Source organism: Mycobacterium sp. IS-1742 (assembly GCF_001500125.1).
In the GTDB taxonomy this organism is placed as follows: domain Bacteria; phylum Actinomycetota; class Actinomycetes; order Mycobacteriales; family Mycobacteriaceae; genus Mycobacterium.
The window spans coordinates 298,903-318,992 of record NZ_LQIV01000001.1 but is presented as its reverse complement, the minus strand read 5'-3'; the positions used below and the strand labels follow the sequence as shown (position 1 = coordinate 318,992).

Below are 20,090 nucleotides of genomic sequence, written 5' to 3'. Positions count from 1 at the left end.
GCCGTGACAGAAGGAGCTATCGAACAACATCTAACCACCGTCTGAGTACATGTCGAAGTACCCGTCGAATCACCGGAGCCACTTGCCGGATGCCCTTGCCCTTCATCATCACGACCTGGGGTCCTTGATGGTGGCGCCGCGGGGTGATAGCCCACTTCCTTGTTTCAGGGTCAGTTCTGGTCGAAGAAGCGTGCCGCCTGATCGCGAATGCGTGCGAGCCGCTTCGATACGGCGCTGTGGCTGCTGTAACCGAGGATCTTGCCGACGTCGGTCAGGGAGGTGACTCCGCTGCGCAGAACGACCACCACTTCGCGGTCGCGGGGGTTGAGCAGGGTCAGGAAGTCGCTGCACGCGAGGTGGCCGATGACTTCGGTCTCGGGCCCGTGAACCGGCGTGGTGTCATCGAGTTCGACGAAGGTGACGCTGACCTTGGACCGCTTGTGGTTGAGGGTGCGGTCGAAGTCCTCCTTGGCGTGTGACCACCGGTCGGAGAAGTCGTCGTGGACCCGGTGGGAGCGCACGGCGTCGAGGATGTCGCGCAGCCGGCCGGTCTTGTCCGCGGCGACGACGGTGCGCTCGACGAACTCGGCGGCTTCCTGTTCCCCGGCCCACAGGTCAGAACCCACGCGGGGGCCGCCGGCGGTGACGCCTTCGAGGATCTCGCCGTTGCTCAGCCGTACCGGGCCGGTAGGGCCATCGGTGTCGACGATCGGCCAGGTCCGCATCTCGTCTTCCATGGCCTCGGTGACCGCGGGAACCCAGAAGTCGAGGTTGTGCGCCAGGATGCGGATCGGGTCGTCCTTGGTGAAGGCGATCTGCGGTGATCCGGGCATGAGGTGACGCCACACCGTGGCCCCCCACGCCCGTGATAGGCGCTGGCCGAAGTCGGCGGGCAGGTAGGGGTCCGGGTTGGTCAGCTCCGCCCAGAACGGCCATTGGCCAGCCGTGAGCATCGGCAGGCCGAAACGGTCCAACGTTGAGCGGGGGAGCAGGTGAAACAGGGGTGCGTAGTCGTAGTAGCGGGTCTGCGTGCGGGGGATGAACACGATGTTGTTGTCACCGAGATCGGCGATGCGCGCCAGGTCGGGAGGCAAGCTTGCGTAGTCGTCGGTGTCGGCTTCGAGGTCGTCGGGGAAGAAGCGGCGCCGGAACTGGGCGGCCTCCCACAGCGCATTCCACCGAGCCACCGCGAAGATCCTGGCCCCACGGGTTTCGAGGTCGGTGGTGGTGCTGCTGCTCGGCATGGGGACGCTGACGTATTCCGGGCGGTCCGGCGTGTCCGGGCGTATCACCGCCGGGAAGAAGGCCATCCCGGCCGACATGTTCCACATGCGCGGGTAACGGTCGGGACCGGCTAGGGCGTCATCAGAGTCCAGGAGCACGTTTTGGCGAGGGTCGTAGTCGTCGCTGGAGTCGGTGGTGGTGGTGGTGGTGGTGTCGTCAGACATGGTGGTCATACCTATCTCACGACACTGCTCCGCTGATCCGTTCCGAATCCGAACTGGAATTTTCCTACGCGTGGAGCGCCCGGAATACGTCAGCGGCCGAGACGTCGAGTGCTCATTAACCTGACGTGATGGGAGAGCCCACACCACCTCTCGATCAGTTGATCGGCGGCAGACTATGGATGAGCTGTTGCCAGCGGTCGCCGAACTCGGGGTCAGCCATGCCGAGAACTGGGACAATCTGTGAGAAAACCAGTCTCGAGAGAAACTCGAAGCTAGGCGTGTAGTCCCGCCGCATCAATCCGATGATGGCGTTGGCGTGATATTCGGCAATGACCATCCCAGGGTGGTCTTCAAATTCGCGGTCGTCGTTGACGATCGCGTTAGCGAGCGGCTGAGCGATGAGCTTCACCCACCGTCGCGGGACCGTCTCCACTTCAAACAGGTTCGGGTATCGAAAGAGCTCCTCGACAACTCGGTAGACGGCGATGACTACTTGGTAGTTCGGCGAGGGGTCCTCGCGAGCAATATCGATAGCTATACGTTGGTTCACATGTCTCATCGACCGTTCTAGGACATCGCCCAGCAGCTGCGCCACCCCGTCCTCAAAGTGGTGGTAGAACGCGGCGGGACTAACCTTTGCGACCTTGCAAATCGAGGCGACGGTGATCTGTTCACCGGTGCGCCGCGGCGCTGAGGCGTGATGTACGGCGCTCATGAACAGGCGCGCCCTCGTTCGATGGTTCTTCGTGTCGGCGGCCTTTTGTCGCGCCAACGCCGCCCGATCGAGGGTTTGCTGCTCAGCCATGCCCCGAAGCATAGCCCTCCACTTAACCCCCAAACACATCACACGCCCACTTGTACCAATACCCAAACTGGGCTTGTGCCCAAGTGGGGCATATGTAATATTCGACATAGGTCGGGACACGAGTGAAGGGGAGGCCCAGATGAGCGAGTCACGCTGCAACTCCGATCGGGGGCAGCAATGAGCAACCGGCGTAGCCGCAGATTCCGGGACATGACCCGGCTGGTCAATGCGCAGGCGCGCCATGCCGGCGCACAGGCACGTCAGGCGGAGGCGGAGAACGTCCGCGCACACCTGGAGGCCGAAGAACGTCGACGCCTCGATGCCATCGCTCACCAAGAACGGTTTGTCAGGGTCCTCGACGAACAGCACGCGCATAAGGAAGTCCGAGTTTTCAACTACCTCCGGCTCATCACGGAGGGCTCGTCCCACCCGGAAAGGAACGTCCCATGACCGAGAACCTGCCACGCCGCTACGAGACCGGCGCCCTGTCGGGCCGTCCGTCGCGCTTCACCAAGTCCGGGCAGCTCGAACGTCGAACTCAGCAGGTCGCCGAGACTAAGTCGGCGCAGCATTACCTCAATCTGCTCGGGCAGGCACACGACGCGGCCGAACAGGCCGATCGCATCAAAAACGCGGTCTACGTCGAGGGAGTGCTCGTCTCCGGACTGGCCGACCTCGGCGATGCCGTGACCAGCCGGCTGTCCAACGCCAGCCCGCTTAGCCACCAACTGGTCGCCGAAGCGATGCCCGGCAGTGTCGATCGGATCATGCGCCGCGCGACCTAGCCACCCACGCCTTAAGGACCCAACCCACCGCAAAAAACCGAAGGGCGGACCTGCCATCAACGAGCTAGAGCACTACCGTCCGGCGGCCGTCGAGTACCCCCGAAGGGTGGCCCGAATCAATGCCGACGCCGACCGTGCCGCTCGCAACATCCGAAACCAAGTTCGCAAGGAGGTCGCCGGGATGAACGCCATCATCGGTTGCGGTGACGCCGTCGAGCAGCTTCCGGCCGACCTTCCTGACTCACACCGCCGCATGGCGGAACGCGTCGCCATCAACGCCAGCCGAATGATCCGGAGACTCTCCCGATGACCCCACAACGCCACAGCGCCGACGAACCACCCTCATGGCGGCACACCTACCCGCGCGCGAAGCTAACCAACGACGAGCTGCGCCAACAAATCATCGACCTCCACCAGCTCGGTACGGACCGCTCAGCTACCGCATCCCCGCTCGCGCGCCAGCTCATCGAAGCCGCCCGCAGCGGCACGTATGAACGCCTGGCTCCACTGATTGCGGCCGCCGACCCGTCCTGGAACCGGGCACCGTCGAGCGCAGCGCGCACACAGCCCGCCACCCCGGTCCAGGTGGATGAGGAAACCGTCGAGCCCACCACCGCGAAGCCCGAGGCGCGACACCACCTACGTGTTCCCAAGTTCATGACCAAGCTCTTCCGACGAGACTCCTAGGGGGTGACATGCAGCGGATCGTGATCACCGCCGTCGGAGCGATCGCCTCGGCGATCATCAAGCTCATCGGAATCAGCTGGGAATTACGTGCATTCGCCGCCGTTCCCACCTTTTCCCTGATGCTGTTCGCCGCCGGTATCGCCTATTCGCTGCAAGACCCCGTCGATACGACGGCCGCACCGTCTATCTCGGTCATCAGCTGGGGCGAACGCGACGCCACCCACATCGATGACGTCACAGGTGCCCGCGGACCCGGCCACATCCTCTACGCAACAGTCGAACTCACCGCAGGAAGCGCCGCGATCAACATTCCCGACATCTACCACCCCGACCCCACCAACCAGTTCTGGCTCAAGCTCCCCACTAGCACACGACAAGCCCCCGGCGCGCGCACTTTCATCGGTCCCGACGAGGTCACTTACAGCTGGCTACCCTCCCACCAAGCGCGACTTGTGCCGTCATCGGACACTACGGCGTCGCCTTACCCCATCCCCGACGCGGCCTGCGCCTCACTAGCACCCCAACGCACCTGCCGAATCACGATGGCCTGGGAGTTCCTCGATTACGGCCCCATCGGCCCACCACAAGCGCTAGCACTGGAGACCACCGCGCACGACGAAGTCGAAATTACTTGGCCGACGCTCTCTTCTGAACCCTTATGCGGCGGCGCAATGACCATCTTCTGCGGGAACGACCCAAACACCTGACCGGATATGCGCCAAAACCGCCAACCCAGAACAAGATTGGAGGCCAGTAACTGGGCCAGCTAAATGCCGCACACACGAGGACCGTCAGCACCACCGGACTGAACCGTCAGAAGAACCAACCGAACGAAAGGAGACGTCCATGGCAAACAAGCCGAAGCCCAATTTCACCCCCAGCAACGCCAAGAGCCAGCAGTCCAAGCAGCAAAGCGCCCAGCGCAAAGCGGCACAGCAGCAGCGCGGCTCACAGAAATTCCAATCAGGCAGCAACCCGCACAACGGGGCCAGCCGCAGCCAAAGCGGGCAACCCAAAAGCCACTGAACCGAACGGTTCCGGCGCCGGGCACCTCGCTGGAGAGGGGTCCGGCGCCGGCCGTCAGAACTGACCTATAGGTGTGTCTAAGCTGGCAGCTGCGCCGCAGCCGCCGATTTTATTCGATTACTACAATGCGAACGACTGTCTCATTAGTAGAGAAACGAGACAGCAGCCAGGTCTGCCATCCTCCGACCAGTTGGGCCAGGTCGCGAGGTCTCAATTCTCGTCTCACTCCGCATGTCTCCAATCCTCACCGTCGGCGGTTCTTTCGCCGGCGCTGAGTTTTGAACTGAATCGACCTGGTGAAGAGTTTTGACCAGGTGAAACGGATTGGATGCCAGGTGTTCTCGGCGTGGTCAAGAAGCCATGTTCTTCTTGAGCGGTCTTGCCGATGTGGCGGGGCGCGAGGATTGCGAGGAACAATTCAGCCCTTTGTCTTCCTGGGGAGGACGGATCGACCACAGCAGCACATTCCGATGGTTACGGGCTCCGTCGTCCTCGATTGTCCAACCCAAAGCGCGTAGAGCAGTGGCGTTCCGCTTGAGCACGGTGGTGACGTCGCGGCCGTTCTTGGGCCATCCAATAGGCCGCCGGCCGCCGTCGCCGGTTGGCTGCACAATCGCAAGGAGCTCGGCCCCCGTCTTACCAATCAGCGGCAGGGTGCAACTGTTGCGCATCGACTCGATGAAGACATCGCCCTGAAGGCTATCTTCGCTCAGCTGGTTGGCTCGAGCCATATAGCGCGCAAGTCCATTCGTTCCCATTTCGCTATCCACTACAGCCAGTAGGCGAGCGAAATCGGCCATTCTCGGAGTGAAGCCGAGGTTGGCGAAGCAGCGGCCATTGTGGACTGTGGCCGCGAGCTGAAGTAGAGCGCCCATGATTCTCGGACGAGCCTTCGCCCACTCCTCATAGATCTCTGATTCTGTTCTCCGGGAGCGGAGATCGATCCTTTTGAGTTCCACCACAGCGAGTCGCTCGGCAAGATCTGGGCGCAATGCGCCGACATCGATCCCATTGAGAATGAGGCATCGGCGGAAACTCACGATCGATAGGCCTCCGTCCGTGTACAAAGCGCGTTTGACGCTGCCGTCTCCAGTCACCGCTCTGCACAACGAATCTGAAAGCCATGGCGAGATACCAGACAAGTTGTCCAGGGCGACAACCCAAGATCCAGCAGCCGCCGTGACCCAGGAATCGGCGTCGCGAGGTGCCTGCCGAAGAGGCACAGGCGACGGATCGATCAGATCGACAATCATTCTCGTGACAGTGCTTTTCGCGCTGCCTTGCTCGGCGAAAAGGGCCAATACCGGATGTGGCGTGTCACTACTCACGAGGGCAGCAATAAGCGTGGCCAAGAGGATGGGGCGGTCTTCGACAGCCACGTTGATAAATTCCCATAGCAAGTCAAGCTTCGGCTCACCAGCAGGAAGCGTCATTTCACCGGTCAACTTGGTTCGTAGGAATCGAACTGGCGCCGACGGAAGGAGCGACCACGTTCCGTCGCCAATTCTAAAGACCTGGCCATCGAGGCGCCCAGTGTCGACGTACACGGCATCTGCTGCACTTGCTACCCGCAGGTATAGGCGTTCGGGCTGTTCCCGCGCCGCTAGACCGTCGAGAATCGAAATGGCATCCATGAGTGCTTGACCGCCCGCCGCGGTCCCGCTATCCGAAAAGTATTGAGCAGCAAGGTCTGCGCGCAACCCGGATCGGCCACCGCGAAGAGGTATAGCAATATGCGGCTGTGACTTTCTGGCCCCAAAGGGCTCACCGTCGTCGGTGCAACCTAGGTGGTATTGCTCCTTGGCTAGCTCGACGAGTCTTACGGCAGCAGACTTCTTTTCCTGCGAGGCGGGTCTTGGGGACATACTCTCCGGTTCGCTTTGTGCATGAACGACAGGTTCGAGGTCGGCAAGACTGAAACCAGCTGCATAGTGGTCAGCAAAGTCCTTACCTGAACGCGGTTCGACGATGGTGACGCTGGATGCTATGGCATAGAGGTGTATCGCCACCGCAGACGCGTGACGGCGTCCTACTTCGTCTCTATCGGCAACAATCACGACTTTCTTGCCGCGCAACGGACTCCAGTCAAAGTTGGCTGATTTGCCCGCCCCCATCGCAGGGCAGACGGCAGTGCCTCCCGCCGCCTCGACCGCCAAGACGTCCTTCTCGCCTTCGACGACGTAGACGAGCTCGGCGTTCGCAATAAGGTCAGCACGAAATAGGCTGCGCCCACGTGTATTACCGGACTGGCGAAACCGCTTCTGAGGGTCACGATGCACCCGGCGTTCGTCGGGATAGACATACGTGGCACCGCGGGGAGCGTCGAATAGATCAGCAAGCGTCATATCAAGCGCGCGGACCACCGATTCGGTGTCGCAGCCCGCATGGCAGTAAATGAGCACCTGACCCTCTATCGCGGTGACGGCAAGTGACGGGTTCCGGTCATCGTGGGCCGGGCACTGTGCCATAGCACGGTCATCTCGGACAACGACTTGGCGATCACTGGTATTGAGCGCTGTGAGAATCCGCTGGTAGGCCGTTTCCGCTGGCTGAGGCAGTGGGTTCATCGTGTAGCACCGTGCGAGAAACCAGGGCCTTGCTCTTGTCGGTGGTGGGCAAGTTTTCGATCCTTGGGACCGCGATCGGGAGTTAAACTCGACATGAACCGTCCTCTGCGAAGGGTGGCAGTTCTCCGAGAGGCCCTGGGGCTCAGCCAGGGTCTCTCATTTTCATTGCTTCAGGCGGCGCCGTCACCTCCACGGCGGGTTGCGCTCTCTTGTTCGGCGATCCATCGCTCGACTTCGCTGCGTCGGTAAACAACTCGACGCCCCAACGTGAAACTTGCTGGTCCCGTCCCGGCATGGCGCCAGTACCGGAGAGTGCCCACTGGCACACCAGTGAGATCCGAGACTTGGCGGGCTGACATGATGCTCATTGATGTTCCTTTCACATCATAATGCTGAATCAACACCGCCAACGATCGCACTTTCCTTGGTGTGGGTCAAGCATTACAGTGTGATTTGTGCATGATGATCCTCCTCCGGGCGCTGACGAAGATTTCAGCCAGACGTTTGGGCGGAACATGCGCATAGCGCGCGGACAAAGGGGTTGGAGTCAGAGGCAACTCGCAGAGGCTTTGGAAGGCCAAGGTGTTCGACTCGACCCCTCGGCCGTTACGCGAATCGAGCGCGGTGATCGCGAAGTCAAGCTGCGGGAGGCGGCCGCGATTGCCGACTGTCTGAACACCGATCTTCAGCAGCTGCTGATGCCTTCAGGTCCGGACCGGTTGAGCGCGGTTCTCGCGGTCCGAGGGTTCGCCGAGAAGCGGATGCGGGCGGGTCGATTCGCATTCGCTGAGCTCGGCCACTACGCCCGAACGATGCAAGAGCTTCTGGAGCTAGCGCCAGAAGCCATGGATCGACTCCGCCGACTCCGTGGTCGTTCTGAGGAACTAGACGCTCATGACCACGTCGTCCTCGAACTAAAAGAGTTACTGGCCGACTTGCATTGGCAGAAGCCAGATTTCGAAGTCGCGGACGTCGATGAACGGCTCGGCGATGTACTCCAACGGGTCGTGAATGCGGCCGTCGACAACCTGTTTGTTGGCTCGAATTCCGAGGACGTCGGCGTAGACGAGCCTCGCGACGTGAACAGGGACGATGCAGAGGCGTAATCGGCGGGGTGGTGTCGAGGACCGCTGGCGCCGTGCAGACGGCAGTCCATCAGTACGTGCCGGAAAGGGGCGTCGTTGGCTGGCCCGCTACGTCGACGACCAGGGGCAAGAGAACACCAGGTCCTTCGATCGCAAATTGGATGCTCAAGCCTGGCTTGACGAAATCGTCGCCACGCAGGTCACTGGAACCTACGTGGCCCCAAAGGCCGGTCGCGTCAGCGTCGGCGAGCTTTACGCAAAGTGGCTCGGAACGCAGAGCCACCTCAAGAAAACCACCGCGTCGACGCGAAGGTACACCTGGCCGGTGTACGTGGAGCCGCGTTGGTCAGCGGTGGCTGTTGCCGATGTCCAGGCGACCGATGTGCGGGGCTGGGTCCAGTCGATGACATCATCCGGTGCGGGCCCGGCCACCGTTGAGAACGCCGTCGGCATCTTGCGCCAAATTCTGGAGATGGCTGTCGAGGATCGACGGATCGCGCGCAATCCATGCGCGGGGATCAAGCTTCCTCGACGTAAGCGGCGGCCGCGCGGTTATCTGACGCACCGGCAGGTGGAGCAGCTCGCGATTGAAGTCGGGCCGGATGCGACGGTGGTGCGCTTCCTGGCCTACACGGGACTGCGCTGGGGAGAGATGGCGGCGCTACGGGTCAGCGACGCCAAGATGCTTCGCCGTCGAGTCCACGTGCGGGAATCGGTGACGGAGGTTGAGGGCCAACTGGAATGGTCGTCACCCAAGTCCTATGAGCAGCGGATGGTGCCCTTTCCCGCATTCCTTGCTGACGAACTCGGTGCGCTGATGATCGGCAAGAAACCCGATGACCTGATCTTCGCCGCGCCAGAGGGCGGGGTGCTGCGGGTTTCGAACTGGCGGCGCCGAGTGTTCGCCAAAGCGGTCAACCGGCTCATCATGGAGGACGCGAGCTTCCCGGTCGTAACGCCGCACGATCTTCGCCATACCGCCGCTTCACTGGCCATCAGCGCCGGCGCCAACGTCAAGGCGGTGCAGACGATGTTGGGGCACGCTTCGGCGGTGCTTACTTTGGACACGTATGCCGACCTATTCCCCGATGATTTAGAGCTGGTTTCGGCGGCTCTAGACGATGCTCGAACCGAGTCTCTGGAATCTACTGCGGACCAACTGCGGACTGGAACGAAAGAAGGCCCCCCACTGGCTAACCAGTCAGGGCCTTCTACCTGCGATCACACGAGTCGGGGTGGCGGGATTCGAACCCACGACCTCTTCGTCCCGAACGAAGCGCGCTACCAAGCTGCGCCACACCCCGCGTGAAGCGTTGAAAGGGTATCGCACCGGTGCCTCGGAAAGCCAAACGGCTCCCGCCCCCGACGGGCGACACGAGTTCACACAGACCCGGAATGCCGGGGGTTGTCGGTGGCGTTGACGACAATGACGGCAGAGCGCCGCACAACTGGTGAAACGAGGCAGAGATGACCGGGTTGGGAGCTTCCCTCTACTTGGGGTTCTTCGCTCTGGCGGCGATCTGGCTCTTCCTGACCGCCGACGGGCCGCTCTCGGGCGCGTCCGACGACGAGCGCCACTCGCAGGACCGCTCGAAGTCGGCGAGCACCTCGGCCGACTCGGACGGGTCGATGCCCTGGCTGCTCAGCCACTCGTCGCAGAAGTAGGTGTCGGCGTAGCGGTCGCCGCTGTCGGCGATCAACGTCACCACCGAACCGCTCCGGCCCTGCGCCCTCATCTCCGCGAGCAGTCCGAAAGCCCCCCACAGATTCGTTCCTGTCGACGGGCCGACCCGACGGCCGAGCACCCGGCTCGCGTGGCGGGCGGCGGCCACCGACGCCCCGTCGGGTACGGCGACCATGCGATCCACCACCTCGGGCAGGAACGACGGTTCGACCCGCGGACGGCCGATCCCCTCGATCCTCGACGACGCGCCGGTGACGACGGTCGGGTCCTGCTGCGCGTACGCGGGGAAGAACGCCGAGTTCTCCGGATCGACCACGCACAGCTTCGTCTCGTATCGGCGGTAGCGGATGTAGCGGCCGATGGTCGCGCTGGTGCCGCCGGTACCCGCGCCCACCACGATCCACTCCGGGATCGGGTGCTGTTCGGCGGCCATCTGGTGATAGATCGATTCGGCGATGTTGTTGTTGCCGCGCCAGTCGGTGGCCCGTTCGGCGTTGGTGAACTGGTCGAGGTAGTGCCCGCCGGTCTCCTCGGCGAGCCGTTCGGCCTCGGCGTACACCTGCGACGACTCCTCGACGAAATGGCAACGGCCGCCCTGTGATTCGATCAGCGCGACCTTGCTGGCGCTGGTCGACGACGTCATCACCGCGATGAACGGCAGGCCGAGCAGCGCCGCGAAGTACGCCTCCGACACCGCTGTCGACCCGCTGGACGCCTCGATGACCGTCGTCCCCTCGCAGATCCACCCGTTGCACAGCCCGTAGAGGAACAGCGAGCGCGCCAACCGGTGTTTGAGGCTGCCGGTGATGTGCGTGGACTCGTCCTTGAGGTACAGCGCGACACCGCAGCCCTCACCCCAGGCCGACGGCAGCGGGTACCGCAGCAGGTGGGTGTCGGCGCTGCGCCGGGCATCGGCCTCGATCAACCGGACGGCGTTGTCGACCCATGCACGGGGTTGACTGTGAACGGCGATCGAGGACCGCCCCGTCACCGACCCGTCACCGCGCCGAGACGGTCGACGGTGACTGCCCCGCCCGCACGTCGGCGTCCCGGCCGCCGGTCGGTGCGGCGATCAGCGTCAGCAGCGTCGCCTCGGGCCGGCAGCAGAACCGCACGGGCGCGAACGGCGACGTACCGATCCCGGCCGACACGTGCAACGCCATGTCGGCGCCCCACTTCGACGCGCCCTTGGCCCGCGACCGGTCGAGCTCGCAGTTGGTGACCAGCGCGCCGTAGAACGGCAGGCACAGCTGACCGCCGTGGGTGTGGCCGGCCATCACCAGCTGGTAGCCGTCGGCGGCGAACCGGTCGAGCACACGCGGCTCAGGGGAGTGGGTCAGGCCCAGCGACAGGTTGGCGGTCGGCGTGGCCGCGCCGGCGATCGTGTCGTACCGATCGCGCTTGAGGTGCGGGTCGTCGACACCGGCCAACGCGAGGCGCAGCCCCGCGACGTCGAGTTCGCGGCGCGTGTGGGTCATGTCCAGCCAGCCGCGTTCGGTGAACGCCGCGCGCAGGTCCTGCCACGGCAGCGGCTGTCCGTGGACGCGATGGCCGGGGTTGGTGACGTAGTTCAGCGGGTTCTTCAGCCGCGGCGCGAAGTAGTCGTTGCTGCCGAAGACGAACACACCGGGCACCGACAGCAGCTCCGAGAGCGCCTGCACGACGGCGGGCACCGCCCGCGGATGCGCCAGGTTGTCGCCCGTGTTGACGACGAGATCGGGTTCCAGCCGGGCCAGATCCCGCAGCCAGGCCTGCTTGCGCCGCTGGCCGGGCCGCATGTGGAGATCGCTGAGGTGTAGCACGCGCAGCGGTGTCGAGCCGGGCGTGAGCACCGGCATGGTCACCTCGCGCAGCGTGAACGCGTTGCGTTCGATGAGCGACGCGTAACCGATCCCCGCGACCAGGGTTCCGGCGGTCACCGCAGCGGTGTTCTTCAGGAGCGTGATCGACGTCGACGTCGACGCCGTCGGTCGTGGCGAAGCAGCAGCCATGGCAGCAGCCTACTGCCAGATGGCCGCACTCACCCCTTTCCACCCGGCCACCGTGGGAAACCGCACAGCCGACCGCCGGTCAGCCGGTGGTCACGGCGGCGGCGGGGGTGGCGGCGGTCCGAGCACCGGCACGGTGATCGGCGGCAGGCCGGGGATCTCCACCACCGTCTGCCCGATCGGTGGCGGCGGCCCACCGGGCAGGCTGGGAAGGTCGGGAACGTTGTAGGTCGGGGGCGGCGGCGCGGGTGCGATGCCGTTGCTCACCTGGATGGTGATGATCGACCCCGGGATGGTCTGGCCGCTCGGGTTGGTGCCGACGACGGTGCCTGCCCGCGAGCCGCTGTTGACCGACGCGGTGCCGTCGGCGACCTGGAAGCCCGCGTCACGGAGGCGCTGGCGGGCGGCGTCCACGGTCAGGCCCGACACACTCGGCACGTTCGAGCCGGGGCCGCCGTCGACCCAACGCGGGTCGGTGGGCGGCAGACGGACCTCGCCGAAGTTGGTGGCGATCGGCTTCATCGCGGTGAACCAGGTGCGGGCCGGCTCGTTGCCGCCGAACAGGTCGCCCGAACCGCACTGACGCAGCGGGAACGAGCACAGCTCACCGGGGCTCGGCGAATCGTCGTAGACGTAGTTGGCCGCGGCCAGCTGGTTGGTGAAGCCGAGGAACGCCGACGAGCGGTTGGACTCCGTCGTCCCCGTCTTACCCGACATGGGCAGGTTCCAGCCCACCGAACCGGCCGCACCGGCGGCGGTGCCCGCCCCGGTGTCGTCCTTGCTCATCGCGTTGGCCAGGGTGTTCGCCAACCCCTCCGGCACCGCCTGCTCGCAGGTCTCGGTGGTCACCGAGACCTCTTCACCCTTGCGGTCGAGGACCTGGGCGATCGGGTTCGGCGGGCACCACATGCCGCCCGAGGCGAGGGTGGCCGCGACGTTCGACAGCTCCAGACCGTTGACCTCGAACGGGCCGAGCGTGAACGAGCCGATGTTCTGCCGTTTGATGAAGTCGGCCAGGCTCTCGTTGCTCTCCGGGTCGTAGTCGCGGGCGGTGCCCGGCAGCGCGTAGGACCGCAGCCCCAGCCGGACCGCCATGTCGACCGCGCGGGGCACGCCCACCTGGGAGATCAGCTTCGCGAACGCGGTGTTCGGGGAGGTCGCCAGCGCATCGGTGACGCTCATCGAGCCGCGGTATCCCGCGCCGGCGTTGCGGACGCACCAGGTGGCGGCCGGGCAGCCAGGGGTGTCGCTGCTGCCGAGCCCCTTGGCCTGGAACGAGCCGGGCACCTGCAGCTGGGTGTTGATGCCCATGCCCATCTCCATCGCCGCGGCGGTGGTGAAGACCTTGAACACCGACCCGGCGCCGTTGCCGACCAGCGAGAACGGCTGGGGATGCATGGTCTCGTTGGCGTCGACGTTGAGCCCGTAGGTACGGTTCGACGCCATCGCCAGCACCGGGTGGGTTTCCTTACCGGGCCGGATCACGCTCATCACGCTCGCGACGCCGGGGGTGTCCGGGCTGGCGAACTGGTTGACGGCCGACTTGACGGTGGCCTGCACATCGGGATCGAGCGTGGTCTTGATCAGATAGCCGCCCTTGGCGACCTGCTCCTTGCTGATACCCGCGCGGGCCAGGTAGTCCAGCGCGTAGTCGCAGAAGAACGCCCGGTCGCCGGCGGCGATGCAACCGCGCGGCAGTTCGTTGGGCACCGGCAGGACGCCCAGCGGCTCGTTCTTCGCGGCCCGCAGCGCTTCGGCCTCGTTCGGCAGGTTCTCGATCATCGTGTCGAGCACCAGGTTGCGGCGGGCCAGCGCGCCGTCGGGGTTGGTGTAGGGGTTCAGCGAGCTCGTCGACTGGACCAAACCAGCCAGCAGCGCCGACTGCTGCCAGTTCAGTTGCGAGGCGTTGATGCCGAAATACGTCTGGGCGGCGTCCTGGATGCCGAATGCGCCGTTGCCGAACGAGACGAGGTTGAGGTAGCGGGTCAGGATCTCGGGTTTGGTGAACGTCTTGTCCAGCGTGAGCGCCATCCGGATCTCACGCAGCTTGCGCGCCGGGGTGGTCTCGATCGCCGCCCGCTTCTCCGAGTCGGTCTGCGCCACGACCAGCAACTGATAGTTCTTGACGTACTGCTGTTCCAGCGTCGACCCGCCGCGGGTGTCGGTGTCGCCCCGCAGGTAGCCGGCCAGACCGGTGAGCGTGCCCTGCCAGTCCACGCCGTTGTGTTCGGCAAACCGCTTGTCCTCGATGGAGACGATCGCCAGTTTCATCGTGTTGGCGATCTGCTCGCTGGGCACCTCGAAGCGTCGCTGGGAGTACAGCCACGCGATCGTGTTGCCCCTGGCGTCGACCATCGTCGACACCTGCGGGATCTCACCCTCGACCAGCGCGGCCGAACCGTTGGCGACGACGTCGGACGCGCGGTTGGACATCAGACCGATGCCGCCGACCACGGGGAACATCAGGGCGGCAGTCAGCACGCTGGCCAGCAGGCAGCACCAGGCGAGCTTGACGACCGTGACTGCTGTTGGCGGACGTTCCGGCATGGGTACAGAGTAACGACGCCGCCCGGCGGGATCGCCGGAGCAGCGAGATTCCCGCCGTTCGCGGGCGCCGTCACGCCGCGCCGGGAATCACCGATCTTTAAGAAGTTGATCAGACGGCACGGTCGTCCCAAAAAAGTCGGACACAAAGTGTTGCGTAAATGTGCCCTGACCACCTAGCTTGGACACACAGTGCGATCCAGGACACACTAGCTGGCGCAATGTGGCGTAGATCGCATCAGCGGTTTACTCCGGAGGATCACCGTCGGGTGCGGCGGCAGGAACGAAGGGATCGCCGGTGTCAAGTATTCGGCCCGCGGTGCGCAAGACCACGACAACCGTCCCCTCCCCGCCTCCCGCACACGGTGCAGAGGCCGAAGCGCGGATCGCCTGGGTGTCCCAGGCCCGCTGTCGCCAAGCCGATCCGGATGAGCTGTTCGTCCGCGGCGCTGCGCAGCGCAAGGCCGCGGTGATCTGTCGCCACTGTCCGGTCATCCTCGAATGTGGCGCCGACGCCCTCGACAACCGGGTGGAGTTCGGCGTGTGGGGCGGAATGACCGAACGTCAGCGTCGTGCGTTGCTCAAGCAGCATCCCGAGGTCGTTTCCTGGGCCGAGTTCTTCTCCGCCCAGCGCAAACACCGCAGCGCGGTCTGAGCTCCTTCTTTCTTTCCATCGCCGGTCAGGCGGCCCCGGCCACCCCGGTGATCTGATCGGCGATCGCCCGCAGCGCGTCGAGGTCCGAGACGTCGAACGGCAGCGAAGGAACGCCGACGATCGCCACGTGCGGATTGGCGCCGGTGAACCGGGACAGCAGTCGCACCTCACGCTTGGCCGTCTGCGTCCGGTCGGCGTGGATGCGCAGGGCCGCGGCCGTCAGTGACTCCGGGTCCCCGGCCGCCAACTCGTCGGCGATCTCACTGGCCTTGTCCGCGTGCAGCGAGCACAGGGTGGGGTGGGTGCGGTTGAGGATCAACCCCGCCAACGGCATCCGCTCCGTGGACAACCGGTCGACGAAGAAGGCCGCTTCGCGCAGCGCGTCCGGTTCGGCGGCCGACACGACCACGAACTGCGTGCCGCGCCGCTTGAGCAGATCGTAGGTCCGATCCGCCTTCTCCCGGAAGCCGCCGAACGTCGCGTCCAGGGACTGCACGAAACCTGCTGCGTCCGAGAGCATTTGAGAACCGAGGATGGTCGACATGGCCTTCATGGCCAGACCCATCGCACCGGTCACCAGTTTGCCGATGCCGCGGCCGGGTGCCAGCAGCATGCGCCACAACCGGCTGTCCATGAAACTGCCGAGGCGTTTGGGGGCGTCGAGGAAGTCCAGGGCGTTGCGCGACGGCGGGGTGTCCACCACGATCAGGTCCCACTTGTCCTGCGCGAGAAGCTGTCCCAGCTTCTCCATCGCCATGTACTCCTGTGTGCCGGCCAGCGACGTGGCCACCGTTTGGTAGAACTGGTTGTCCAGGATGGCGTCGGCCCGGTCGGGGCCGGAGTACTGGACCACCATCTCGTCGAACGTGCGACGCATGTCGAGCATCATCGCGTGCAGTTCGCCGGGGACCTCGGGCGCCAACGGCACCCGCTGCGGGGTGTTGCCCAGGGTCTTGATGCCCAGGGCCTGCGCGAGGCGTTTGGCCGGGTCGATGGTCAGCACCACCACGGTGCGTCCGTATTCGGCGGCGCGCAGCGCCATCGCCGCCGCGGTGGTCGTCTTGCCGACGCCGCCGGCCCCGCAGCAGACCACCACCCGGTTGGAGGTGTCCTCGAGGATCGCCGCCATGTCGAGGGCGGGCGGTGTCGTACTCATCTACGGACCTCCATGGTGCTCTTCTCTTCGTTCATCGCACGCCTTGATGGGCGAGCACTTCGGCGAGTTCGTAGAGGCTGCCGAGGTCGACACCGTCGGGCAGGGCGGGCAGTTCCAGGCGCGGCACGTCGAGGCGCTCGAGTTGTTCGGCGGTCTCCGCCCGCGCCGTGATGCGGGTGGCGTGCTGGATGGTCTCGGTCAGCAAACCGGCAAAGTCGTTGTCGGACAACTGGACTCCGGCCGCGGCCAGGTCGGCGCGCACCGCGTCGGCGTCGATGTCGCCCTCAGCGGCCTTGGCCAGGTCGTCCGGCGACAGGTAGGCCGGGATGTTGCGGTTGACGATGACGCTGCCGATCGGCAGGCCGAGTTCGCGCAGTTCGTCGATGGCTTCCAGCGTCTCCTGCATGGGCAGCGCCTCGAGCAAGGTCACCAGGTGGATCGCGGTGATGTCGGAGTGCAGCACCTTCACCACGCTCTCGGCCTGGGAGTGCACCGGACCGCCCTTCGCGAGGTCCGACACGGCCTTGGTCACGTCGAGGAACCGGGCGATCCGGCCGGTGGGCGGGGAGTCCACGACGACGGCGTCGTAGACCGGTTGCTTGCCCTTCTCGGCGCGGGTGACGATCTCGCGGATCTTGCCGGTGAGCAGCACGTCGCGCAGGCCCGGGGCGATCGTCGTCGCGAACTCCACTGCGCCGATGCGGCGCATCGCGCGTCCGGCCAGCCCGAGGTTGTAGAACATGTCGAGGTATTCGAGGAACGCGGCCTCGGTGTCGACGGCCAGCGCATTGACCTGCCCGCCCCCGTCGGCGGTCGCGATCTTCACCTCTTTGTAGGGCAGCGGTGGCACGTCGAAGAGCTGGGCGATGCCCTGGCGTCCCTCGACCTCGACCAGCAGCACCCTGCGGCCGCCTGCGGCGAGCGCCAGGGCCAGTGCCGCCGCGATCGTCGACTTGCCGGTACCGCCCTTGCCGGTGACGAAGTGCAGTTTCGCCTTGGTCAGGCGCGACGGCCAGCCGACGGCTCTACCGCCATTGGTAGTTGTTGCCACCTCTGCATGCTAGCCGTGGGCCACCGGCGGCCCGATAAGCTCGGGCCATGAGCGAACCGACCCAGTGGGAATACGCCACCGTGCCGTTGCTGACGCACGCCACCAAGCAGATCCTCGATCAATGGGGTGCCGACGGCTGGGAGCTGGTCGCGGTGCTGCCGGGTCCGACCGGGGAGCAGCACGTCGCGTATCTGAAGCGACCCAAGTGACGTCCTGGGCCGAGCGGCTCGCCGACTTGGGCATCGACCTCCCCGAGGTGGTCGCGCCGCTCGCGGCCTACGTGCCCGCGGTGCGGACCGGCAACCTGGTCTACACCTCCGGCCAGTTGCCGATCGTGGCCGGTGAGCAGACCGGGACCGGCAAGGTGGGCGCCGACGTCACCCCCGAGGACGCGAAGGCCCTGGCGCGGGTGTGCGGTCTCAACGCGCTGGCCGCCGTGCACGGGCTCGTGGGCATCGACGCGGTCACCCGGGTGGTGAAGGTGGTCGGCTTCGTGGCATCGGCGCCCGGTTTCGACGGTCAGCCCGGCGTCATCAACGGGGCCTCGGAGCTGTTCGGCGAGATCTTCGGCGACGCCGGCGCCCATGCCCGCTCCGCGGTGGGCGTCTCGGAATTGCCGCGCAACGCCCCGGTGGAAGTCGAAATCGTCGTCGAGGTCGAGTGAGCGCTCCCGAGCATCCGGCCTACGGGCTGTTGCGGCCGGTCACCGAGACCGCCTCGGTGCTGCTGTGCAACAACCCGGGCCTGATGACTCTGGACGGCACGAACACCTGGGTGCTGCGGGCGCCCGGCAGCGACGAGCTGGTGATCGTCGACCCGGGGCCCGACGACGAGGAACACATCGCCAAGGTCGCCGAACTCGGCCGCATCGCCCTGGTTCTGATCAGCCACAAACACGAGGACCACACCGGCGGGATCGACAAGATCGTCGAACGCACCGGGGCGGTGGTCCGAGCGGTGGGCAGCGGATTCCTTCGCGGGCTCGGCGGCCCGCTCACCGACGGTGAGGTGATCGACGCGGCGGGGCTGCGGATCACGGTGATGGCCACACCCGGCCACACCGTCGACTCGCTGTCGTTCGTGCTCGACGACGCGGTGCTGACGGCCGACACCGTGCTCGGGCGCGGCACCACCGTCATCGACACCGAGGACGGCAGCCTGCGCGACTACCTCGACTCCCTGCACCGGCTGCAGGGCCTCGGCGGCCGGACGGTGCTACCCGGGCACGGCCCGGACCTGCCCGACCTCGAGGCCGTCACGGCGATGTACCTCGCGCACCGCGAGGAGCGTCTCGACCAGGTGCGGGCGGCGTTGCGGGAGCTCGGCGACGACGCTTCGGCACGCCAGGTCGTCGAACACGTCTACACCGACGTCGACCAGAAGCTGTGGGACGCCGCCGAGAAATCCGTCCAGGCCCAGCTGGACTACCTGCGCTCTGAGTGATTTCGGTGTAGTTCGTCGCGCTCACCGCGACGAACTACACCGAAATCACCGGGACTAGCGGGCGCGGCGGGCCAGGCGCTCGGAGTCGCTGATCAGCACGCTCTTGCCCTCGAGGCGGATCCAGCCCCGGTGGGCGAAGTCGGCGAGCGCCTTGTTCACGGTCTCGCGGGAGGCGCCGACGAGCTGGGCGATCTCCTCCTGCGTCAGATCGTGGGTGACGCGCAGCGCGCCGCCCTCCTGGGTGCCGAACCGCTGCGCGAGCTGCAGCAGCTGCTTGGCCACGCGTCCCGGCACGTCGGTGAAGATGAGGTCCGCCAGGTTGTTGTTCGTGCGGCGCAGCCGGCGGGCCAGCACACGCAGCAGCTGCTCGGCGATCTCGGGACGGTCGGCGATCCACGCGCGCAGCGCTTCCCGGTCCATCGAGACGGCGCGCACCTCGGTGATCGTGGTGGCGCTCGACGTCCGCGGCCCGGGGTCGAAGATCGAGAGCTCACCGAACATGTCGCTCGGGCCCATGATCGTCAGGAGGTTCTCGCGGCCGTCCGGGGAGCGGCGGCCGATCTTCACCTTGCCGTTGATGATGATGTAGAGCCGGTCACCGGGCTCGCCCTCGGCGAACACGGTGTGCCCGCGCGGGAAGTCCACGGGCTGCAACTGCTTGGTGAGCGCGGAAACGGCGCTGGGTTCGACTCCCTGGAAGATTCCGGCCCTGGCCAGGATCTCGTCCACGTTGCCCCTCTTAAACTGGTGGGTTGAATGACATACGAAGCCGACCTCGTACTGGTTAGCGTGCCCAGTGTAGAGGTATTCCGTTTCGCAACGTGCCAACGCTACACACGATTGGCACGGCGGGTCGGCTGAAACTGCGGATTCGGCCGGTGCGGGATCAACACCCGTGGCGGCATGTCCGCGGCCGTCGTCCGCGTCGGAAGTGTCTCGGCCGGTTCGAGGCGATTCTGGTGGCGGCGGTGCATCCCGTCGAGCGCCGGGCCCATCCCGTCGCGGGCGAGCCGGCCGACGTCGCCGGAATCGGCCTGCTGGAGGAAGTCGTCGACGTCCGCCACCGACACGGTGTTGCGGGCGAGACCGGACTCCAGGCGTTCGAGCCCGAAGGTCGCCACCATCAGCAACCAGGGGATGAAGGACACGAACAACCAGGACACAAC

At 65.5% G+C, this 20,090-nt stretch carries 21 protein-coding genes, 1 tRNA gene and 2 pseudogenes; 12 read left to right on the top strand and 12 right to left on the bottom strand.

Annotation, left to right across the window (positions count from 1 at the left end):
- Positions 1-170 precede the first annotated feature (170 nt).
- Positions 171-1,457 (bottom strand): hypothetical protein, encoded by a 1,287-nt coding sequence (locus AU196_RS01610; RefSeq protein WP_059093318.1) that lies wholly within the window; start codon positions 1,455-1,457, stop codon positions 171-173.
- Between the two features lie 145 nt (positions 1,458-1,602).
- The gene (locus AU196_RS25430) at positions 1,603-2,253 is read right to left on the bottom strand and encodes a TetR/AcrR family transcriptional regulator (protein ID WP_157545926.1); all 651 of its coding nucleotides are present in this window, start codon (positions 2,251-2,253) and stop codon (positions 1,603-1,605) included.
- Positions 2,254-2,463: 210 nt separating this feature from the next.
- Here AU196_RS25430 and AU196_RS25425 point away from each other — a divergent pair, with 210 nt between their 5' ends.
- From AU196_RS25425 to AU196_RS25420, 6 genes are all read left to right on the top strand, one after another.
- Entirely contained in the window at positions 2,464-2,703 is a 240-nt protein-coding gene (locus AU196_RS25425; protein WP_157545923.1) for a hypothetical protein, read from the top strand.
- Positions 2,700-3,038, top strand: coding sequence for a hypothetical protein (locus AU196_RS01600; RefSeq protein ID WP_059093316.1), 339 nt, complete (start codon positions 2,700-2,702; stop codon positions 3,036-3,038). Before AU196_RS25425 ends, AU196_RS01600 begins: the two co-directional genes overlap by 4 nt.
- Before the next feature lie 181 nt (positions 3,039-3,219).
- Entirely contained in the window at positions 3,220-3,348 is a 129-nt protein-coding gene (locus AU196_RS26255) for a hypothetical protein (RefSeq protein WP_286140970.1), read from the top strand.
- Positions 3,345-3,725 (top strand): hypothetical protein, encoded by a 381-nt coding sequence (locus AU196_RS01590; RefSeq protein WP_059093314.1) that lies wholly within the window; start codon positions 3,345-3,347, stop codon positions 3,723-3,725. The genes AU196_RS26255 and AU196_RS01590 overlap by 4 nt, the downstream gene beginning before the upstream one ends.
- A gap of 8 nt (positions 3,726-3,733) precedes the next feature.
- Complete coding sequence (locus AU196_RS01585; protein WP_059093313.1) at positions 3,734-4,432, top strand: hypothetical protein; 699 nt, start codon at positions 3,734-3,736, stop codon at positions 4,430-4,432.
- Between the two features lie 139 nt (positions 4,433-4,571).
- The gene (locus AU196_RS25420; protein ID WP_157545920.1) at positions 4,572-4,751 is read left to right on the top strand and encodes a hypothetical protein; all 180 of its coding nucleotides are present in this window, start codon (positions 4,572-4,574) and stop codon (positions 4,749-4,751) included.
- 350 nt (positions 4,752-5,101) lie between these two features.
- Here the strand turns inward: AU196_RS25420 and AU196_RS24945 are convergent, their stop codons facing one another.
- Both AU196_RS24945 and AU196_RS24940 read right to left on the bottom strand, forming a co-directional pair.
- Positions 5,102-7,318 (bottom strand): AICE element replication initiation protein, encoded by a 2,217-nt coding sequence (locus AU196_RS24945; protein ID WP_082695576.1) that lies wholly within the window; start codon positions 7,316-7,318, stop codon positions 5,102-5,104.
- A 170-nt stretch (positions 7,319-7,488) separates the two neighbouring features.
- Positions 7,489-7,686 carry a helix-turn-helix transcriptional regulator gene (locus AU196_RS24940; RefSeq protein WP_074377345.1) on the bottom strand — a complete coding sequence of 66 codons (198 nt, stop codon included), beginning with the start codon at positions 7,684-7,686 and terminating at the stop codon, positions 7,489-7,491.
- 87 nt (positions 7,687-7,773) lie between these two features.
- Between AU196_RS24940 and AU196_RS01580 the strand changes: the two genes are divergently transcribed.
- Entirely contained in the window at positions 7,774-8,424 is a 651-nt protein-coding gene (locus tag AU196_RS01580) for a helix-turn-helix domain-containing protein (RefSeq protein ID WP_157545918.1), read from the top strand.
- Positions 8,411-9,424 (top strand): annotated as a pseudogene (locus tag AU196_RS26310) (tyrosine-type recombinase/integrase); the annotation flags it as partial. The gene AU196_RS01580 and the pseudogene AU196_RS26310, both read left to right, overlap by 14 nt.
- A 209-nt stretch (positions 9,425-9,633) precedes the next feature.
- Here the strand turns inward: AU196_RS26310 and AU196_RS01570 are convergent.
- The 4 genes and pseudogenes from AU196_RS01570 to ponA2 form a co-directional block, all read right to left on the bottom strand.
- Positions 9,634-9,707 (bottom strand) — tRNA-Pro (locus AU196_RS01570).
- Positions 9,708-9,977: 270 nt separating this feature from the next.
- Positions 9,978-11,078: pseudogene (gene cds1, locus AU196_RS01565) on the bottom strand (L-cysteine desulfhydrase Cds1); the annotation flags it as partial.
- 7 nt (positions 11,079-11,085) lie between these two features.
- Complete coding sequence (locus AU196_RS01560; protein ID WP_059093309.1) at positions 11,086-12,078, bottom strand: metallophosphoesterase; 993 nt, start codon at positions 12,076-12,078, stop codon at positions 11,086-11,088.
- Positions 12,079-12,168: 90 nt separating this feature from the next.
- Positions 12,169-14,622, bottom strand: coding sequence for a transglycosylase/D,D-transpeptidase PonA2 (gene ponA2 / locus AU196_RS01555; protein WP_059093308.1), 2,454 nt, complete (start codon positions 14,620-14,622; stop codon positions 12,169-12,171).
- Between the two features lie 295 nt (positions 14,623-14,917).
- Between ponA2 and AU196_RS01550 the strand changes: the two genes are divergently transcribed.
- The gene (locus AU196_RS01550) at positions 14,918-15,274 is read left to right on the top strand and encodes a WhiB family transcriptional regulator (RefSeq protein WP_059093307.1); all 357 of its coding nucleotides are present in this window, start codon (positions 14,918-14,920) and stop codon (positions 15,272-15,274) included.
- A 25-nt stretch (positions 15,275-15,299) separates the two neighbouring features.
- Here AU196_RS01550 and bagB read toward each other — a convergent pair whose 3' ends face one another.
- Both bagB and bagA read right to left on the bottom strand, forming a co-directional pair.
- A complete protein-coding gene (gene bagB / locus AU196_RS01545) occupies positions 15,300-16,430 on the bottom strand; it encodes an ATPase BagB (RefSeq protein ID WP_059093306.1) in 1,131 nt (376 codons plus the stop codon).
- Positions 16,431-16,461: 31 nt separating this feature from the next.
- Entirely contained in the window at positions 16,462-17,481 is a 1,020-nt protein-coding gene (gene bagA, locus AU196_RS01540; RefSeq protein ID WP_059093305.1) for an ATPase BagA, read from the bottom strand.
- Positions 17,482-17,528: 47 nt separating this feature from the next.
- Between bagA and sp36 the strand changes: the two genes are divergently transcribed.
- Genes sp36 through AU196_RS01530 form a run of 3 tightly spaced genes read left to right on the top strand, consistent with a single transcriptional unit; the run spans position 17,529 to position 18,924 of the window.
- A complete protein-coding gene (sp36, locus tag AU196_RS25415) occupies positions 17,529-17,690 on the top strand; it encodes a Sp36 family protein (protein WP_157531067.1) in 162 nt (53 codons plus the stop codon).
- On the top strand, positions 17,687-18,145 hold the full coding sequence (locus AU196_RS01535) for a RidA family protein (protein ID WP_059093304.1): 459 nt from the start codon (positions 17,687-17,689) through the stop codon (positions 18,143-18,145). The genes sp36 and AU196_RS01535 overlap by 4 nt, the downstream gene beginning before the upstream one ends.
- Complete coding sequence (locus tag AU196_RS01530) at positions 18,142-18,924, top strand: MBL fold metallo-hydrolase (protein ID WP_059093303.1); 783 nt, start codon at positions 18,142-18,144, stop codon at positions 18,922-18,924. Before AU196_RS01535 ends, AU196_RS01530 begins: the two co-directional genes overlap by 4 nt.
- Positions 18,925-18,978: 54 nt before the next feature.
- Here AU196_RS01530 and crp read toward each other — a convergent pair whose 3' ends face one another.
- Positions 18,979-19,653, bottom strand: coding sequence for a cAMP-activated global transcriptional regulator CRP (gene crp / locus AU196_RS01525; RefSeq protein ID WP_011562195.1), 675 nt, complete (start codon positions 19,651-19,653; stop codon positions 18,979-18,981).
- 101 nt (positions 19,654-19,754) lie between these two features.
- Positions 19,755-20,087, bottom strand: coding sequence for a hypothetical protein (locus tag AU196_RS01520; protein WP_059093302.1), 333 nt, complete (start codon positions 20,085-20,087; stop codon positions 19,755-19,757).
- Positions 20,088-20,090: the final 3 nt, after the last annotated feature.

Coding starts and splice junctions, on each gene's coding strand:
- AU196_RS01610 (WP_059093318.1), bottom strand. CDS start 1,457: ATGACCACCATGTCTGACGACACCACCACCACCACCACCACCGACTCC.
- AU196_RS25430 (WP_157545926.1), bottom strand. CDS start 2,253: ATGGCTGAGCAGCAAACCCTCGATCGGGCGGCGTTGGCGCGACAAAAG.
- AU196_RS25425 (WP_157545923.1), top strand. CDS start 2,464: ATGACCCGGCTGGTCAATGCGCAGGCGCGCCATGCCGGCGCACAGGCA.
- AU196_RS01600 (WP_059093316.1), top strand. CDS start 2,700: ATGACCGAGAACCTGCCACGCCGCTACGAGACCGGCGCCCTGTCGGGC.
- AU196_RS26255 (WP_286140970.1), top strand. CDS start 3,220: ATGAACGCCATCATCGGTTGCGGTGACGCCGTCGAGCAGCTTCCGGCC.
- AU196_RS01590 (WP_059093314.1), top strand. CDS start 3,345: ATGACCCCACAACGCCACAGCGCCGACGAACCACCCTCATGGCGGCAC.
- AU196_RS01585 (WP_059093313.1), top strand. CDS start 3,734: ATGCAGCGGATCGTGATCACCGCCGTCGGAGCGATCGCCTCGGCGATC.
- AU196_RS25420 (WP_157545920.1), top strand. CDS start 4,572: ATGGCAAACAAGCCGAAGCCCAATTTCACCCCCAGCAACGCCAAGAGC.
- AU196_RS24945 (WP_082695576.1), bottom strand. CDS start 7,318: ATGAACCCACTGCCTCAGCCAGCGGAAACGGCCTACCAGCGGATTCTC.
- AU196_RS24940 (WP_074377345.1), bottom strand. CDS start 7,686: ATGAGCATCATGTCAGCCCGCCAAGTCTCGGATCTCACTGGTGTGCCA.
- AU196_RS01560 (WP_059093309.1), bottom strand. CDS start 12,078: ATGGCTGCTGCTTCGCCACGACCGACGGCGTCGACGTCGACGTCGATC.
- ponA2 (WP_059093308.1), bottom strand. CDS start 14,622: ATGCCGGAACGTCCGCCAACAGCAGTCACGGTCGTCAAGCTCGCCTGG.
- bagB (WP_059093306.1), bottom strand. CDS start 16,430: ATGAGTACGACACCGCCCGCCCTCGACATGGCGGCGATCCTCGAGGAC.
- sp36 (WP_157531067.1), top strand. CDS start 17,529: ATGAGCGAACCGACCCAGTGGGAATACGCCACCGTGCCGTTGCTGACG.